Origin of the sequence: Lutibacter aestuarii (assembly GCF_042676885.1) — a bacterium.
GTDB classification, from domain to species: Bacteria; Bacteroidota; Bacteroidia; order Flavobacteriales; family Flavobacteriaceae; genus Lutibacter; species Lutibacter aestuarii.
Genome location: NZ_JBHTIC010000005.1, coordinates 1 through 17,349 on the forward strand (window position 1 = coordinate 1; position 17,349 = coordinate 17,349).

General features: G+C 29.5%; 15 protein-coding genes and 2 tRNA genes. 3 read left to right on the forward strand and 14 right to left on the reverse strand.

Features of this window, described 5'->3' with window-relative positions:
• Positions 1 to 101 precede the first annotated feature (101 nt).
• The 10 genes from ACFQZW_RS02500 to ACFQZW_RS02545 all read right to left on the reverse strand — a co-directional run bounded on the left by ACFQZW_RS02500 (position 102) and on the right by ACFQZW_RS02545 (position 8,519).
• On the reverse strand, positions 102 to 935 hold the full coding sequence (locus tag ACFQZW_RS02500; RefSeq protein ID WP_372801130.1) for a DUF4382 domain-containing protein: 834 nt from the start codon (positions 933 to 935) through the stop codon (positions 102 to 104).
• Between the two features lie 159 nt (positions 936 to 1,094).
• Positions 1,095 to 1,172: transfer RNA gene (locus ACFQZW_RS02505), tRNA-Val, on the reverse strand.
• A gap of 95 nt (positions 1,173 to 1,267) precedes the next feature.
• A tRNA-Val gene (locus tag ACFQZW_RS02510) sits at positions 1,268 to 1,345 on the reverse strand.
• A 149-nt stretch (positions 1,346 to 1,494) separates the two neighbouring features.
• The gene (locus ACFQZW_RS02515) at positions 1,495 to 2,298 is read right to left on the reverse strand and encodes a hypothetical protein (RefSeq protein WP_386781422.1); all 804 of its coding nucleotides are present in this window, start codon (positions 2,296 to 2,298) and stop codon (positions 1,495 to 1,497) included.
• Positions 2,299 to 2,592: 294 nt separating this feature from the next.
• Positions 2,593 to 3,810: a bifunctional folylpolyglutamate synthase/dihydrofolate synthase gene (locus tag ACFQZW_RS02520; protein ID WP_386781423.1), complete on the reverse strand. Its 1,218-nt coding sequence runs from the start codon at positions 3,808 to 3,810 to the stop codon at positions 2,593 to 2,595.
• Between the two features lie 6 nt (positions 3,811 to 3,816).
• The gene (locus ACFQZW_RS02525) at positions 3,817 to 4,710 is read right to left on the reverse strand and encodes an energy transducer TonB family protein (RefSeq protein ID WP_386781424.1); all 894 of its coding nucleotides are present in this window, start codon (positions 4,708 to 4,710) and stop codon (positions 3,817 to 3,819) included.
• Between the two features lie 6 nt (positions 4,711 to 4,716).
• Positions 4,717 to 5,109, reverse strand: a complete 393-nt coding sequence (locus ACFQZW_RS02530) for an ExbD/TolR family protein (RefSeq protein WP_298264571.1) — start codon at positions 5,107 to 5,109, stop codon at positions 4,717 to 4,719.
• 1 nt (position 5,110) lies between these two features.
• Positions 5,111 to 5,803 carry a MotA/TolQ/ExbB proton channel family protein gene (locus ACFQZW_RS02535; protein ID WP_298264569.1) on the reverse strand — a complete coding sequence of 231 codons (693 nt, stop codon included), beginning with the start codon at positions 5,801 to 5,803 and terminating at the stop codon, positions 5,111 to 5,113.
• Between the two features lie 102 nt (positions 5,804 to 5,905).
• Positions 5,906 to 7,276: a sodium:proton antiporter NhaD gene (nhaD, locus tag ACFQZW_RS02540; protein ID WP_386781425.1), complete on the reverse strand. Its 1,371-nt coding sequence runs from the start codon at positions 7,274 to 7,276 to the stop codon at positions 5,906 to 5,908.
• Between the two features lie 10 nt (positions 7,277 to 7,286).
• Positions 7,287 to 8,519 (reverse strand): Glu/Leu/Phe/Val dehydrogenase dimerization domain-containing protein, encoded by a 1,233-nt coding sequence (locus tag ACFQZW_RS02545; protein WP_298264567.1) that lies wholly within the window; start codon positions 8,517 to 8,519, stop codon positions 7,287 to 7,289.
• Positions 8,520 to 8,868: 349 nt separating this feature from the next.
• On the opposite strand from ACFQZW_RS02545, the gene ACFQZW_RS02550 reads away from it, so the two are divergent.
• A complete protein-coding gene (locus ACFQZW_RS02550; RefSeq protein ID WP_372801123.1) occupies positions 8,869 to 10,008 on the forward strand; it encodes an acyl-CoA dehydrogenase in 1,140 nt (379 codons plus the stop codon).
• Positions 10,009 to 10,076: 68 nt separating this feature from the next.
• Here ACFQZW_RS02550 and ACFQZW_RS02555 read toward each other — a convergent pair whose 3' ends face one another.
• Entirely contained in the window at positions 10,077 to 11,090 is a 1,014-nt protein-coding gene (locus ACFQZW_RS02555; RefSeq protein ID WP_372801121.1) for a TlpA family protein disulfide reductase, read from the reverse strand.
• Positions 11,091 to 11,104: 14 nt separating this feature from the next.
• Complete coding sequence (locus ACFQZW_RS02560; RefSeq protein WP_298264564.1) at positions 11,105 to 12,478, reverse strand: TlpA family protein disulfide reductase; 1,374 nt, start codon at positions 12,476 to 12,478, stop codon at positions 11,105 to 11,107.
• A 135-nt stretch (positions 12,479 to 12,613) separates the two neighbouring features.
• On the opposite strand from ACFQZW_RS02560, the gene hutH reads away from it, so the two are divergent.
• Complete coding sequence (gene hutH / locus ACFQZW_RS02565; RefSeq protein WP_298285477.1) at positions 12,614 to 14,122, forward strand: histidine ammonia-lyase; 1,509 nt, start codon at positions 12,614 to 12,616, stop codon at positions 14,120 to 14,122.
• Between the two features lie 457 nt (positions 14,123 to 14,579).
• Here hutH and ACFQZW_RS02570 read toward each other — a convergent pair whose 3' ends face one another.
• Positions 14,580 to 14,900 (reverse strand): DUF962 domain-containing protein, encoded by a 321-nt coding sequence (locus ACFQZW_RS02570; protein WP_298264562.1) that lies wholly within the window; start codon positions 14,898 to 14,900, stop codon positions 14,580 to 14,582.
• Between the two features lie 68 nt (positions 14,901 to 14,968).
• On the opposite strand from ACFQZW_RS02570, the gene ACFQZW_RS02575 reads away from it, so the two are divergent.
• Positions 14,969 to 15,451, forward strand: coding sequence for a YciI family protein (locus tag ACFQZW_RS02575; protein ID WP_386781426.1), 483 nt, complete (start codon positions 14,969 to 14,971; stop codon positions 15,449 to 15,451).
• Between the two features lie 49 nt (positions 15,452 to 15,500).
• Here ACFQZW_RS02575 and ACFQZW_RS02580 read toward each other — a convergent pair whose 3' ends face one another.
• The gene (locus tag ACFQZW_RS02580) at positions 15,501 to 17,300 is read right to left on the reverse strand and encodes a TonB-dependent receptor plug domain-containing protein (protein ID WP_386781427.1); all 1,800 of its coding nucleotides are present in this window, start codon (positions 17,298 to 17,300) and stop codon (positions 15,501 to 15,503) included.
• Between the last annotated feature and the right edge of the window lie 49 nt (positions 17,301 to 17,349).

The following is a 17,349-nucleotide window of genomic DNA, read 5'->3' on the forward strand; positions in this document are numbered from 1 at the left end:
CAAGTTTGGAATTTTAAAACGGATTAAATAAATATAATTTGACAACCTATAAAAAAAGCTTCTAATTTGGAAGCTTTTTTTATAGGTTAATTGTTCATCAATTATTCTATAATTTTTAACTCTAGAACACCTAAATCGGTTATTACTCCAACTTCAACACTAATATTATTTAATTCGATGGTTTCAAATCCTTCTCTTTCAATTTTTAAATCATAAATATCATTTCCACTAGGAATACCTTGGAATAAAAATTTACCTTCTTCGTTAGTAATAGTGGTCCATTCATTCACCCCATCGGTAAGTAATACTGAAATATCTTGTTGATCAATTTCATCATTATCAACAACTTGGATAACACTTCCTGAAATAGCTCCTGAATTGACTTCAGTATTTACTTTTATCACAGGCTTTAAATTATATTTATTTGAACTACCTGCAGCTACAATAGATTTTTGTACATCCCAATCTAAAATAAATGTATAAGAAAAACCTGCCTCTAACTCAGTATCAATATTTAATTTTAATCCAGATTGCATTGCACTAGGCGTATCTAAATGAACTACATTCTCATTGCCGTCTATTACAAGAGTATTATTTTCTCCTAAAACTAATCGTATTTGTTTTAGCATTCCAGCAGGCATAATTTGATCTGTTAATAGTAGACTATTTCCAGCTATTAATTTAGTAAGATCAACCATTAATGGATACGTTTTCCCTTCAGATAATTCAAAACTTTTCCAGCCACCTTCATTCTCAGAGTCATTAAATAAAATATCTACTATTTCAACATTCACTTCTAAGTAATCTCCAGGAGCATCAATTAATTTTAACTGTACTCTAGCTGTATCATTATTTACGGTATTATTGCTACAACTTTGTAATCCAACTAGAAAGATGAACAAACCTAAAATTAAATAAATTTTTCTCGATAACATATTTTATAGTTTTAATTAATTAAAATTAGCTTCCCCTTTATTAAAAAACGAAAAATTAACAAAATTGTTTTATAGACTTAAATATACTTTATGTAAAGTAAATGGTAAAAGAATATAAAAAGAAATAAAAAAAGCTTCCAAATTGGAAGCTTTAAATTTTGGTGGGCAATGAGGGATTCGAACCCCCGACCCCCTCGGTGTAAACGAGGTGCTCTGAACCAACTGAGCTAATTGCCCTAAGCGGATGCAAATATATAATCTATTTTTAACTTAGCAAAGATTTTTTAATAAAAGAAATAAAAAAAGCTTCCAAATTTGGAAGCTTTAAACTTTGGTGGGCAATGAGGGATTCGAACCCCCGACCCCCTCGGTGTAAACGAGGTGCTCTGAACCAACTGAGCTAATTGCCCTAAGCGGATGCAAATATATAATCTATTTTTAATTTGAACAACATTTTGATAGCAAAAAAATGAATTAACATGAATGTTTTTTTAAATCAAAAACAACTAAAAAAAAACTCCAAACCAAAAGGCTTGGAGTCAACATCTTATCATCAATTTTATTTATGAAGTTCTGGAACATTTTGGTAAATATAATCTCCATGTCCTGAAAATATTTTACTATACTTATCAAAAAATTCTTTTCTTTTATCCTTATCAGCCCAATAGGCTTCAATTAATTTATTATTTTCTTTAAAGGAATTCTCAATGTCAGCAAAATTATCAAATACAAAAACTTCAATAGCATCTTTACTATTTGCCCCCCATAAATGACCATGGGTATAATATCCTTTTATTAAGCTATTTTTATTGGTAATGTTTTCAAAATACTCTTTAAACCCTGCACCTCCTCCATTTCCTAATTGATTTTTTTTAACATAAAAAATCAAAGGCTTATCTGAAGGTTCATGAAATTTTGAAAAAGGTAATGATCTATAAATCTCATCACTATGCATATCTTCATAATAACTTGACTGCTTTTTAAAAAACTTATCTCTTTCGTCTTTATCTGGCCAGCCTTCTTCAATTAATTTATTGGTAACGTCGTTTGCTTTTTCAATATCATCCCAATTCTTATAAACTGACACCAACAATACTTCTGTATCATCTGGTGTAAAATAATGGAAGTAAAAACCTGAACCAATAATTAAATCGTTTTTACTAGTAACTTTTTCATAATACTCTGTTTCTGTCTTCAACCAATCTGAAAAATCCACTGTAGGGTCAGAACTTCTATGCATAGTTGTAACCGTTAAATAAACAGGTTTATTTTCTTCTTTTGGTTCTTCCTGTCCATAGGTTTTAGTAGTAAATAAAAATACAAACACTACTAATACAAGCAATAATTTTTTAATTGTTTTCATGATATATAAAATTTAGTTAGTAATCAAAAACAATTTATTATTCAAAAAATAATAAACCTATTAGAGGTTAACATCATTAAGCTTGAGGTTAAAAGTATTTAAAAATGGAAAGGAGTGGTTAAAAAATTAATCCATTAAATGAGGTTCAATTGTTATCTTATTAAAAAGATTTAAAAATATTGAATTACGATATCAATATTTTTTTGATATTTCGATTACTAATATAATAATATTTTTGGAATAAAAAAATTATATTATCAAAATAAAGACAATATAAATAAAATAAAAACAAAATCACACAACTTCTGCAACTACAAATGTACTACCTCCTACAAATATCAAATCATTGGTATTTGCCATTTTTAATGCTGAATCATAAGCATCTTGAACAGAATTATATACATTACCAATTAAATTAAATTGTTTACAAATATTTTTCAACTCTTCAGCATCTAAACCTCTAGGGATATTGGGTTTACAAAAGTAATATATTGCTTTTTGAGGAAACATCGGAAGAATTTCTTTAAGCTCTTTATCATTTACAACTCCGAAAACAATGTGTAGGTTATTGAAATTCTCTTGTTGTAATTGTTTTAAAACATAGGTTAACCCTTCTTTATTATGTCCAGTATCACAAATTACTTTTGGTTGCTCATTTAATATTTGCCAACGCCCCAGTAATGAGGTGTTATTTACCACATTTAATAAACCTATTTTTAAGTTTTGCTTAGAAATTTTATAGCCTAAGTTTGTTAAAACTTTTATAGTTTGTACAACCGTTTTTAAATTATTTTGTTGGTAAGTACCTTTTAAATCTGTTTGTATATTTGAAACATTTAACTTGGATGCTAAATATAGCGGAGCACACTTTTCGTTGGCTATTTTTTCAAAAACAGGAAATACTTCTTTCTGAAATTCACCTACAACAACAGGAGTATTAGATTTAATAATACCCGCTTTTTCAAAGGCTATTTCGGGTAAGGTTTCTCCCAAAAATTGCGTATGATCATAACCTATATTTGTGATAACAGAAACTACAGGAGTAATAATATTTGTTGAATCTAACCTTCCTCCTAGTCCAACTTCTATAATTGCAATATCTACATGGTGCTTTGCAAAATGATTAAAAGCCATTCCAACGGTCATTTCAAAAAAGGAAAGCTGATTTTTCAATAAAAAATGTTGGTTATTTCCAATAAAATCAACTACTTCATTTTTTTTAATTTCAATACCATTAATTTTAATTCGCTCTCTAAAATCTTTTAAATGAGGCGAGGTATACAAACCTACTTTATACCCAGCTTCTTGCAAAACAGACGCCAGCATATGACTGGTTGATCCTTTACCATTTGTTCCTGCAACATGTATAGTTTTAATTTTTTTTTCTGGAAAGTTTAAATGTTTAGAAAGTGCTAAACTATTGGTTAAATCTTTTTTAAAAGCTGTTTTACCTTGCCTTTGATACATTGGCAATTGAGAAAACATCCAATTTAGAGTATCGTTATAGTTCATTAAAAATTATTGAGATAATGAAAATCTGTATTTTATAGTTCCTATTTGTTTAGAAGGTGCGTTAGCGTCTGGTTGCCATCTAGTTTTCAATGCTGCTTCTTTAGCTTGTGTCAATAAACAAGCTGCTGTATTTGTAGAACCCTTAACACCTGCCGTGGCCTTAATTACTCTTCCATTAGTATCAACTTCAATTCTAACAACTACCAATCCTTCTTCATTACAAATATAATTAGGCTTTGGTCTACTTAAAGGCTTTCTATTTCCTAATTGATAGTCTCCGTTACCACCACCTCCACCATTTCCGTAGTAGCCACTTGCATTAGGGTCACCAGTTATTTTACCTTTATCACCAGCCTGATTATCATTCCCTTCTCCTCCAGTTGCTGTACCTTCAGAATTATTAATCCCTCCTATTAAAGCATCTAATTTTTTTCGTTTTGCTTCTTCTTCAGCTTTTTGTTTTGCTATAGCTGCTTGTTTTTCTCTTTCAATTCTTTCTTTTTCTAACTGCGCTTTTTTAGCTTCCTCTTCAGCTTTTCTTTTTTGCTCTTGTGCTTTTTTAATAGCTATAGCCTCTTCATTATTTTGAGTAGCAACTTCTTCAGAAATATCAGTTGTTTGCTTAGAGGTCTCAGGTTCTGAAACTTTTTGTACTTCTTTAACTTCTTCTTGATTTTTTTCTATCTCCTGTTGCTCATTAACAACTGATTTAATAGGTTTTTTAGGTTGAATATTACCGCTTCCAACATTAGAAGTTCCAAAATTTACGGCAATACCATATTCTTCTGGTGGATCTAAATATTTCATCCCAACAAAAAAAAGTGCTACCAACAACAAGCTCATAATTACAGTTGTGATTGCTGCTGATTTACGTTTGTATTTTGTGTCTAATAAACTCAATTTACGTTATTTTGGTCGTACTGCTAATATTACTTTAAACCTATTTCTATTTGCTATATCCATTATTTTTACAGCCTTTTCTATAGGAACTCCTTCTTCAGCTCTTAAAACAATTGTTGGACTTTCTTTACCTGCTAATAAAGACAATAAATCTTGCTCTAAACTAGCTTCACTCACTTTAGAGTTATTAATATAATATGCTAAATTTTTAGTAATACTAACCGAAACTGATTTTCTATTTTCTGTTTTACCACTTGCTTTTGGCAATAAAATATCTAAAGCACTTGTAGTCACTAAAGTAGAAGTTATCATAAAAAATATCAGCAACAGAAATACAATATCCGTCATAGACGACATATTGAAATTAGGATTAATTTTATTTCTACCTCTAATATCCATATTAAATAGGTTCGTTTAACAAATCTAAAAACTCTACAGATTTTGCTTCCATTTCATAAACAACTTTATTTGTTCTAACCACTAAATGATTGTATTGTATGTATGAAATAATACCTACAATTAGTCCTGCAACAGTGGTAGTCATAGCTGTATACAATCCATCAGACAGCATTTTTATATCTATTTGCCCACCAGCATTTGCAATTTCATGAATTGCAACTATCATTCCAATAACCGTTCCTAAAAAGCCAATCATAGGTGCAGCTCCTGCTATAGTTGCCAGTACTGGAACATTTTTTTCTAATTTATAAATTTCTAATCTCCCAGCGTTTTCAATGGCTGTATTAATATCTTCTAAAGGTTTTCCTATTCTAGAGATTCCTTTTTCAATTAAACGTGAAGCTGGAGATTTTGTTTGTGCACATAAAATTTTAGCAGCATCTAATTTGCCATGAGACACATGATCTCTAATTTGATTCATAAAATTACTATCCGTTTTTGAAGCTGCTTTTATAGCAAAAAAACGTTCAAAATAAATATACAGGGCAACAGCAAGTAATACAATTAAAATGGCAATAATTATTTGACCTCCTATGCCTCCATCTATTATTAAATTATAAATTGATAGCGTTTTTTCTTCAGAAACATTCTCCGTTAAAGGGTCTGTTACATCTTGTAAAATAGTTAATAACATAAATTAATTTTTAATTACTTTCTTAAACGAAATTAGATGATATAAATTGTGGTTTATTATTTTAATATAAAAACCCCAAGTACAAACTTGGGGTTAAATTATTTAAAAATTTCTTAAAAACATAAAAGCCAAAGCCCCTACAACAAAACCTACTGCCGCTAACCAAGCTATATTTTTAAAATACCAGAAGAAATTGATTTTTTCCATTCCCATTGCCACTACTCCAGCTGCAGAACCAATTATTAGCATACTTCCTCCAGTACCTGCAGAATAGGCTACAAAATGCCATAAATGACTATCTATAGGCTCTTGAAACATTCCCATACTAGCAGCCACTAATGGCACATTATCTACCACTGCAGACCCAATACCTAATAACATAATTACCACATCTGTATTTGGAATAATTGTTTTTAAATGTTCAGCTCCAATAAATAACATACCTAATGATTCTAATGCTGCTACAGCCATTAATATTCCAAAGAAAAACAAAACACTTGGCATTTCAATTTTTGATAAAGACTTATGCACTGGACTATGAAACCCTTGTGAATCATCCCCATCAATATCAACTATATGAGAAATATTAAATTCGGATCTACTATAAATTTCAGCAAAAATTCCAACCACTGCTAAAGATAACATCATACCTACATAAGGAGGTAAATGTGTTACTGTTTTAAAAATTGGAACAAAAATAATTGCTGACAAACCTAAATACAACATGGTAGCTCCGTGTTTACTTTTATTGTTTGAGTCCTGATCATCTACAGAATCTATTTCAATATTCCCTTTAAACGGTTTCATAAATGAAGCTATTAATACAGGAACCACTACACATAATATTGATGGAATTATTAAATACTCAATAAGTTTAGCTGAAGTAACTTTTTTGCCTATCCAAAGCATAGTGGTGGTAACATCTCCAATTGGCGACCAAGCACCTCCAGCATTAGCTGCAATTATTATCAAACTGGCAAACCAAAGTCGAGTATTTTTATCATTAATAATTTTTTGAAGAATTGTTATTAAAACAATTGTAGCTGTTAAATTATCAATAATTGCCGATAATATAAATGCTAAGCTCGCAAAAATCCATAATAACTTTTTTTTATTTTTTGTTTTAATATAGTTTTTAAACGTTGCAAAGCCATCAAAATAATCTATAATTTCAACTATAGTCATTGCACCCAACAAGAAAAATAAAATTTCAGCTGTTTTTCCCAAGTGATGCAGAAGCGTTTCTTCTAATAAATGATGTTTTTCTTCACTTGTAAAACTCGCAAACCCTTCAATTAATTGATGACCTGCAGAATCAAACCAATTTATAAAATCATCTATTCCAAAGGCAACAATTGCCCATAGAATAGCCATCATACCTAGTGCTGGTATTAGTTTATCTAATTTTAAATTATGTTCTAAAGTTATTGCTAAATAACCTAAGATAAAAATGATAATTATTAACGCTTCCATTTATTATTATTTAAATTAATTGTCTTAACGCGATTTCAAACGCAGTTTTACAAATTTCTTTTTTATTGGTATTTTTTTGATAAGTTTTTTCTAATGCTTTTTTAATAGTATTTGAAGTATCTCCAAATATAGCACTATCTTTCATTGGCAACTCAACTTTAGACTCCATTAAATAAGCAAATACTCTTGCTATTCCACAATTTGATATAAAATCTGGTAATAAACTAACTTGACTATCTGTATATTCCATAATTGGTCCAAAGAAAATTTCTTTATCCGCAAAAGGAACATTTGCACCGGGAGAAATAACCTCTAAATTAGATTGTATCATTTGAGTTATTTGATCTTTAGTAACCAACCTTGATGCAGCAGCCGGAATAAAAATTTCAGCAGGTATAGACCAAATTTCCTGATTTATCTCATCAAAAGGAATTAAGTTTTCGGCACGTAATTTATTTCCATCTTTTTGAAGAAACAAAGTGGTCATTTCATCTAAGGTAAAACCTTCCTCTTTAATTAAACCTCCAACCCTATCTATAATACCTACAACTTTAGCTCCGAGCTGAGTTAAATAATATGCAGCAGCTGAGCCAACATTTCCAAACCCTTGAACTATAGCTCTTTTTCCTTTAATAGAGCCTCCATAAATGTTATAATAGTGTTTTACAGCTTCAGCAACTCCATATCCAGTTAACATGTCAGCTACTGTATATTTTCTAGACAAATCAGGTGAAAATCGCTTATCTTCAATCACTTTTATCACTCCATGTCTTAATTGACCAATTCTATTAATTTTCTCTGCCTCAGTTGGCTTAAAATGACCGTTAAAAACTCCTTCTTGCGGATGCCAAACACCACAATCTTCAGTCATAGGAATTACATCATGAATTTCATCTACATTCAAATCTCCACCTGTTCCATAGTAATGTTTGAGCAATGGAGTAACTGCCTGATACCATCTTCTTAAAACATCATTTTTTCTTGGATCATTTGGATCAAAATTAATTCCTGACTTTGCACCTCCTATTGCTGGTCCTGAGACTGTAAATTTCACTTCCATAGTTTTTGCTAAGGAAAGTACTTCATTCATATCCAATCCCTTACGCATTCTGGTTCCTCCTCCTGCAGCACCACCTCTTAATGAATTTATAACTGTCCAACCTTCTGCTTCTGTTTCTGGATCATTCCAATAAAAAACAATTTCTGGTTGCTTATTTTCGTATTTTTTTAGTAATTCTTTCATTTTAATTTTAAATAATAATTTTAGATTAACGACTTAACTTTAATATATACAGGTAATTAACTCATAAAAAACTCCTCCCAAAGGAGGTTACATTTGTGTCATAGTTATCAGTTTAAAATTATTATTTTAATGCTTGTAAAGTAAAAACAAATATAACAAAACTTATGAGCTTTTAAGGAAGATTTTATCTAATCTAAACGCTTTTAAAACAAGCATTATTTTTTACTTACAATTAATTTCATTTTTTCATTAGGAATCTAAGTAACAATTTACACATATAATAAATTTTCACTAAGAAATCTCTTATATTTGAAAAAAAAATAATCAATTATTATAAATAGTATTAAATATGGATTTTAATTTAACTGAAGAACAAATTATGATACGGGATGCAGCTCGTGATTTTGCTCAAAATGAGTTATTACCAGGAGTTATTGAACGAGATGAAAAACAACAGTTCCCTGCTGAACAAATTAAACAAATGGGTGAACTAGGATTTTTAGGAATGATGGTTGACCCAAAATACGGAGGAAGTGGATTAGATACGGTATCTTACGTATTAGCAATGGAAGAAATTTCTAAAGTAGATGCTTCCGCTTCGGTTGTAATGTCAGTAAACAACTCTTTAGTTTGTTGGGGACTCGAAACGTTTGGAACAGAAGAACAAAAACAAAAATATTTAGTACCACTTGCTAAAGGTGAAATTATTGGTGCTTTTTGTTTAAGTGAACCTGAAGCTGGTTCTGATGCAACTTCACAAAAAACCACAGCAATAGATAAAGGCGACCATTATTTATTAAACGGAACCAAAAACTGGATAACAAATGGTAACAACGCTAGCGTTTATCTTGTAATTGCACAGACCGACGCTGAAAAAGGACACAAAGGAATTAATGCCTTAATTGTTGAAAAAAACATGGAAGGTTTTGTTGTTGGTCCTAAAGAAAATAAACTAGGAATTCGTGGATCTGATACACATTCATTGATGTTTACTGACGTAAAAGTTCCAAAAGAAAATAGAATTGGTGAAGATGGTTTTGGATTTAAATTTGCAATGAAAACATTAGCTGGAGGAAGAATTGGGATTGCTTCTCAAGCATTAGGAATTGCATCAGGAGCCTATGAGCTAGCTTTAAAATACTCTAAAGAAAGAAAGGCTTTCGGAAAAGAAATTAGCAAACATCAAGCCATTGCTTTTAAATTAGCAGATATGGCTACTCAAATTGAAGCTGCAAGGCATTTATGTATCAAAGCTGCTTGGGATAAAGATCAACATCTAAATTATGATTTAAGCGGTGCAATGGCAAAATTATATGCTGCGGAAATGGCTATGCAAGTTACTGTAGAAGCTGTACAAATCCATGGTGGATATGGATTTGTAAAAGAATATCATGTAGAACGTTTGATGCGAGATGCTAAAATTACTCAAATTTATGAAGGAACTTCTGAAATTCAGAAAATTGTAATTTCTAGAGCAGTTTTAAGTTAATTAAAATACCAATCCATAAAAAAAGCGCTGAATACAACCAGCGCTTTTTTTTATAATTTTTAAAAATTTTAAATTCCTAATTCTGTAAAAAGATCTTTTAAATTTGGACTTGATGGTCTTGGAGCATCCGCTTGAACAATTTTACCGTCAGGGTCTATTAAAATAAATCTTGGTATAGCGTTTATTCCATATTCAGCAATAAATTTAGATTCAAAATTATTATCAGCATATAGTTGAATTCCTCCTAACTCTTCATCTTTCACCATTTGTTTCCAAGTTTCATAAGCATCTTGCTTATCTACAGAAATACTCACAAATTCAATATTCTTTCCATGATATTGTTTTTCTAAAGATTTTAAATGAGGGATTTCAGCTTTACAAGGTGCACACCAAGTTGCCCAAACATCTATATACACATATTTCCCTTTTAAATCGTCTAAAGAAGTAGTTCCTCCTGCAAAATTTTCATAATTCTCAAATTTTGGTGATATCTTACCTTTACCTAAACGAGCCATACTCTCGTGCATTCTTTCATAATTAGATTCAATATATCCAAAAAACATTTGATCATTTCTATCATCCATTTTTACAATAATAGAGTCTAAGTTAGGTGCATTATCTTTGTATTCTTTAAGCAACGTTTTTGCTTCTGATAATCTTGCCTCAAATTGTTCTTTATCTAATTGAAAATATGAATTTGGATTTGCAAAATCACTGGTATAGAACGAACGCTTATTTTCAATAAAATTATTTGTTACAGATCCTTCACCTTTAAATGTTACTCCATTTGAGAATTTTTCGCCTTTAAATTCTATATCTAAGTTATATCCATTTTTTAAAAATAGGGTAACTCTATCATTCCCATTAGAAATGGCAAAAACACCTTCTTCAACCTTTAAAGTGTCAGAAAAACTACCATCTTTATTTACAATTACATCTTTTGAATAATTTTTTCCTTGAATTGTAAACTTATCCAAATTAGAGATTTTAACTTTTCCTTCAATTTTAGCATAGTCTTTTACCTCTTCTTTACCACAAGAAATGGCAATGAAAACAGCTAAAATTCCAATTATATTTCTCATTTTAAAATATCTTATTAGATGTTAAGTTCGTTAAATAAGCTAATTAATTTTGGACTTGATGGTCTTGGTGCGTTTGAACTTACTATATTTCCTTCAGTATCAATTAAAATAAAACGAGGAATTCCTTTAATTAAATAATCTTTAACAAATTGAGAATTCCAATCGTTATCAGCAAACAACTGTACACCTTTCAATTCCTTTTCTTCAACCATAGTTTTCCATTTATCATGATCTGCTGCTTTATCAATTGAAATACTTACAAATTCAATATTTTTGTCGTGGTATTTTGCCTCTACTTCTTTTAAATACGGTATTTCAGCTTTACAAGGTCCACACCAAGTTGCCCAAACATCAACATAAACAAATTTTCCTTTTAAGTCATCTAAAGATGTTGTGCCTCCAGCATAATTTTCATAGTTTTCAAATTTAGGAGATGGCTGACCTTTAGCAACTACTTTAAGTTTGTTATAAGTTTCTGTAATTTCTTTTTTGTTATCTTCATTTGTTGAAGCATTAATAAAAGCAGTATAATACTCTTCTAAGTTTTCAGTATAAGTTATTCCATATTTAGCGTTTTCAAAAAGTAAGCTATTTTTTATGGTTTCACCTTGAATTTGAGCTGCTGTTTTTAAAAATGCCAAGTCTGCGTCTATAGAATCTTTTTCAGCTAATTTTGAAGCTTGCTTAAAATAATGACTAGAAACTAAATTTTTATAATCAGAAGAAAATAAAAAATCTTCTTCATTAGAATAATCCATCCCATCTAACTCAGCTAAAAATCCTTCAGAAACTTTAAATTCAGGTTTTTTTGCAAAATGAGCATGGTATCTTTCATAGATATTGATACTTTTTAAATATCCATAATTTATATTACGTTGTTCTTTTGATTTAAATTCTTCAGAAATACCTTCAGTAGAAGTTAAAAGATTGTTTAAAGCTGTTTTAATTTCATTAAATTTAGCTTTGTATTCATCTTCTTCAAGTTCATAAACTCCCATACCTTCTCCCATTATTTCTTTCTCTGTCTTACTTTTAGCTTGCAAATAGTTACTTATTTCAGAACCTTCACCTGTAAAAGCTAGAGTGTTCTTAAAATCGTTTGCATCATAAGCTACATTAACATTAAAACCTTCACTTAAATAAACTGGTGTTGCATTTTTTCCATCATACAACATATAAGTACCTGCTTTTAAAGTTAACGTATCAACAAAACTACCATCTTCAGCAATTTCAATTGTTTCTTTAAAAGATCTATCCATACTATTTACAGTAAACTCTCCTGGTAATTTATTTGTGATTTTTCCAGTTAAAACTGCATATTTAATTGGAGCTTCGTTTTTACATGAAACTATTGCAACTGCTGCAATAAGTAACCATATTTTTTTCATAATTAGTTATGTATTTTATTAATAATTTCCCAAAGATAAAATTTATTATTCAATAAAATTAATCCTAAATTACTTTAACAATTAATTTGCATATATTGATAGTATTGTGGAATTTTGATAACTCAAAAATTTCATATGGACAACATACATTTTATAAATGCTAAAAGAATAGATTTCACAATTTTAAGTGATATAATTTATAACGAAAAAAAAATAAAACTATCTAAAGAAGCCATTGATAAAATTGAAAAATGCAGGAATTATTTAGATTCTAAAATAAAACAAGATTCTTCACCTATTTATGGTATTAATACTGGATTTGGCTCATTGTGTAATGTAAAAATTAGCAGTGATAATTTACGTCAACTACAAGAAAATTTAGTGATGAGTCATGCTTGTGGCACTGGAGAAGAAGTTCCTCAAAGCATTGTAAAGTTAATGCTATTTTTAAAAATTCAATCTTTGAGCTACGGACATTCAGGTGTTCAATTAGAAACTGTTGAACGTTTAGTTGATTTTTACAATAACAATATTATTCCTGTTGTATATACCCAAGGTTCATTAGGAGCCTCAGGAGACCTTGCACCTTTAGCACATTTATCGTTACCCTTAATTGGTAAAGGTGAAGTTTATTACAACAACCAACGAATTAGTGGCGAGGATATTTTGAAAAAATTTGGTTGGGATAGTATTCAATTAAAATCTAAAGAAGGGCTAGCTTTATTGAACGGAACCCAATTTATGAGTGCTTATGGAATTCATTTAATTTTGAAATCTTATAAATTATCGTACCTAGCAGACTTAATTGGGACACTTTCATTAGAAGGATTTGATGGAAGAAATTCTCCATTTAATGAGCTCATTCATTTTATTAGACCTCATAATGGTCAAATAAATACCGCTGAGCGTATTAACGAATTTTTAGAAGGTAGTGAGTTGATAAATCAACCTAAAGAACATGTACAAGATCCATATTCATTTAGATGCATGCCTCAAGTACATGGTGCAAGTAAAGATGCTCTTTCCTATTGTAAAAAGATTTTTTTAACTGAAATTAATTCCGTTACTGATAATCCAAATATTTTTGTTGATGCAGATGAAATTATTTCTGGAGGTAATTTCCACGGACAAACTTTGGCATTAGCGTTTGACTTTTTAGGTATTGCTATGGCTGAATTAGGAAATATTTCTGAAAGAAGAACTTTTCAATTAGTTTCAGGATTAAGAGGTTTACCTCCATTTTTAGTAAAAAACCCTGGTCTTAATAGTGGTTTTATGATTCCACAATATACAGCAGCCAGTATAGTTAGTCAAAATAAACAACTGGCAACACCTTCATCTATAGACTCTATAGTTTCTAGTAATGGTCAAGAAGACCATGTAAGTATGGGAGCTAATGGAGCAACTAAAACAAAACGAATTGTTGATAATTTAGAAACAATTTTAGCTATTGAATTATTAAATGCTTCACAGGCTCTACATTTTAGACTGCCTTTGAAAAGTTCTCCTTTTTTAGAAACATTTTTAGCAATGTATAGAACCGATGTTCCTTTTGTAGAAAATGATAAAGTATTAAGTGATGAAATTAAAAAAACTGTTTCTTTTATAACTAACTTAGCTATTGATATTGAAGAACTTTTTTAATTTTAAAATACACTAAAATTTGAACCATAAAAAAAGCGGTAGGTTTGCCTACCGCTCTTAATTCAAACAATTTACAATGTATTTTTTTCTATTCTTATATTCCGAATCTTCTTTTATTATTCCAGGTTAAACTTTTCGTATTTTTAAAATCAACATTTATTGACCTTCTTTTTGAGTCTTGGCTTTTTACTTTTTTGATAATTTTCATATCAGCTTCTTTTAGTAGTTAATTATGGTACAAAAATACGATAACTTTAAATTTTGGACAAGATAAATATTAAATATTTATCATTATTTTAACTATTTTTCAAGTATATGTTAAAATAACATCAACGAAAACGTTTGAAATTTAACATATCTGTAATATAATTAAAAATAACAATTAAAAATATGTTAATAAGTCTTTAAGATTTAGATATACAAATTGTCGAAATAATTTTAAACAATTACAAAAAGATTAATCTTTTGATGAATCCAAAGATAATTTTCCAGTTACAATATCAAAATACATTTTAAAATCTGATCTTAAACTCCAAAGAGGATATTGAAATGTAGCTGGCTTATTTTTTTCGAAAAAGAAATGCCCTACCCAAGCAAAACCATAACCAGCAATAGGTACAAAAAACCATAATATAGGTTCATTATGGTAAACTGCAGTAATGGCTAGTGCAATAACAATTGTAGTTCCAACCACATGCAATAACCTACAAACTTTATGACTATGTTGCTTTAAATAAAACGGATAAAACTCTTCGAAGGATTTGATATTTTCTTTCATTTTGTATTAAAAAAATCAATTTACAAATAATTATTATATTTTAGTTATAACTTTATAAAACCTTCATTATGAAAACTATTTTATATATAACTTTAATTTCGTTAGTGGCTTTGTCATGTACAAATACTGGTAAAAAACCATCCGATAACAGCCCTAAGAATAATTCTAACTTTAATGAAACATTAGCAAAAAAATTAGGGGCTGATACTTATGGTATGAAAACTTATGTAATTGCTTTTTTAAAAAAAGGGCCTAGCCGGTTTAAAGACTCTATAGCTTCAGCTAAGTTACAAAGAGCTCATTTAGACAATATCATAAAATTGGCTGAAGAAGGTACATTGGTTTTAGCAGGACCATTTCTAGAAGAAGGAGAATTAAGGGGAATTTATATTTTTGATGTTAAAACTATTGAAGAAGCCAAAAAATTGACCGAAACGGATCCTGCAATACAAGCTGGTTCACTAAAAATGGACTTAAAACTATGGTACGGTTCAGCCGCATTACTTCAAATAAATGATATTCATCAAAAAATTGCTAAAATTAAAATATAAAAAAAGCTGTTTAAAATTTCAAACAGCTTTTTTATTATTTAGGAAGTACCTAGTAAATTTTATAATTTAAACCGAGCATTATATTTCCTTTTGGCATAGGTACTATATTTGTTTCGGTATATGCTGTATTAAAAATATTATTTGCTGCCAATGAAAGTTGAAATCCGTTTTTTAAACTAGCTAAAACTTTTGCATCAACCACATTATAACTTGTTCCATCAGTTCTTTCTACATATCTATATGAAATATTTTGACTAAATATCGTATTAAATTTGGTATCTAAACTTGATGTAAACTGATGTTTAATGCTATTTAAAGAATACCGAGTATATTCAATATTACTATCTCTAATATCATCATCAATAAAACTATATCCAATAGTTAATGTTTGGGTGTAATTTGCTAAATTAAATTTATATAATACAGCCGTTTCTATACCTTTTGTTACAACTTTACTAAAATTTCTTGTTTCCCATTTATCAGCTTCATTATCCTTAGTCCAATCAATTAAGTCATCTGATTTTCTATGAAACAGAGCTATATCAAAATTAAATTTCCCGCGAGTGTATTTAAACCCAATTTCTTTAGATAGGGCTGATTCAGGTTTTAAATTTGGATTTCCTAATGTTGTTGGTCCAACATAATATAAATCTGTATAAGTAGGAGTTCTATAAGTATATCCTATATTTCCATACAATTTAAAAAAGTCAGAAATTCTATATCCTAAATCCAAACCTGGAAAAGCTTTTGTATCAAAATCAGAATAAGAGCTAATGGCAATCCCTGGAGCAATATCAAAATTGTTAACTTCAAAACGATGCTCTAAAAACCCAGTTACAATGGTTCTGTTATGGTTTCCTAAGTTATTACTAACCAAAAATATTCTTGAAACATCAATACCAATTCCAGTTTTACCTAATGAAGAATTAATTACCATATTTGTTTCAGCTCCAACTTTATTAGAAATGTGAAGATTTCTATATGCTGGGGGATTATGACGTAAAAACAAATACATATCCTGATTTCTTCTCCAATATAAACGAGGTTTAATAGTTACATTACCCGAATTATATGTTGCTCTTAAAGCTATTAAACTTGTTTGAGTTTCTTCATATTGATCTTTATAATCTGGGTTTGCATAAAATCCGTTTGCACCAAACTTACGCTGCGTAAATGATGCTAACAAATTATAATTTTTAACATCAGATTTTAAAAAAGCAGCTACATTTTCAAAATCTGTATTAAATCTATACCCATCAGACTCCTGATAACCAACAGAGGCTAATATTCCACTATTATCAAAAGTTTGACTAAAGGTTGCTCCTCCTTTTTTATTTTCATAAGAACCATACCCTAAATCTACTTTTAATGAGTTGCTATGAATTTTTTTAGTCACAATATTGATTGCTCCAGTAAATGCATTTTGACCATAAATACGAGCTGTTGGTCCTTTAATAATTTCAATTCTTTCAATATTATCTAAAGCTAAAATTGCATTCATTGAATGGTGACCTGTTTGTGGATCATCCATTTTTACCCCATCAATTAAAACTAGTGTTTGATCAAAGTTTCCTCCTCTAATATAAAGGTCAGATTGCATACCGTCAACACCTCTTCTTCTAATATCTATTCCTATAATATTTTGTAATAAATCAGCAACATTTGAAGCTGGTGAATTTTGAATCTGTTCTGAAGTAATTAGGTTAATTGTTCTTGATTCTTTTGAAAAAGGCAATGCAATTCTATTAGAAGTAATTTGTACTTCCTTTAACTTAATTGTGTCATTTTGTGCATATACCGAGGCACAAGTACATAATAAAATGTATATTAATTTAATCGAAATTTTCATAAATAATGATTTAAAACGCAGCAAAATTAGTAACTTTCCGGACGATTAA

Excerpts from the sequence above, each read along its gene's own strand:
- ACFQZW_RS02560 (WP_298264564.1), bottom strand. The coding sequence starts at position 12,478 with ATGAAAAAAATATGGTTACTTATTGCAGCAGTTGCAATAGTTTCATGT.
- ACFQZW_RS02550 (WP_372801123.1), top strand. The coding sequence starts at position 8,869 with ATGGATTTTAATTTAACTGAAGAACAAATTATGATACGGGATGCAGCT.
- ACFQZW_RS02530 (WP_298264571.1), bottom strand. The coding sequence starts at position 5,109 with ATGGATATTAGAGGTAGAAATAAAATTAATCCTAATTTCAATATGTCG.
- ACFQZW_RS02555 (WP_372801121.1), bottom strand. The coding sequence starts at position 11,090 with ATGAGAAATATAATTGGAATTTTAGCTGTTTTCATTGCCATTTCTTGT.
- ACFQZW_RS02520 (WP_386781423.1), bottom strand. The coding sequence starts at position 3,810 with ATGAACTATAACGATACTCTAAATTGGATGTTTTCTCAATTGCCAATG.
- ACFQZW_RS02545 (WP_298264567.1), bottom strand. The coding sequence starts at position 8,519 with ATGAAAGAATTACTAAAAAAATACGAAAATAAGCAACCAGAAATTGTT.
- ACFQZW_RS02580 (WP_386781427.1), bottom strand. The coding sequence starts at position 17,300 with ATGAAAATTTCGATTAAATTAATATACATTTTATTATGTACTTGTGCC.
- ACFQZW_RS02575 (WP_386781426.1), top strand. The coding sequence starts at position 14,969 with ATGAAAACTATTTTATATATAACTTTAATTTCGTTAGTGGCTTTGTCA.
- ACFQZW_RS02515 (WP_386781422.1), bottom strand. The coding sequence starts at position 2,298 with ATGAAAACAATTAAAAAATTATTGCTTGTATTAGTAGTGTTTGTATTT.
- ACFQZW_RS02535 (WP_298264569.1), bottom strand. The coding sequence starts at position 5,803 with ATGTTATTAACTATTTTACAAGATGTAACAGACCCTTTAACGGAGAAT.
- nhaD (WP_386781425.1), bottom strand. The coding sequence starts at position 7,276 with ATGGAAGCGTTAATAATTATCATTTTTATCTTAGGTTATTTAGCAATA.
- ACFQZW_RS02500 (WP_372801130.1), bottom strand. The coding sequence starts at position 935 with ATGTTATCGAGAAAAATTTATTTAATTTTAGGTTTGTTCATCTTTCTA.
- hutH (WP_298285477.1), top strand. The coding sequence starts at position 12,614 with ATGGACAACATACATTTTATAAATGCTAAAAGAATAGATTTCACAATT.
- ACFQZW_RS02570 (WP_298264562.1), bottom strand. The coding sequence starts at position 14,900 with ATGAAAGAAAATATCAAATCCTTCGAAGAGTTTTATCCGTTTTATTTA.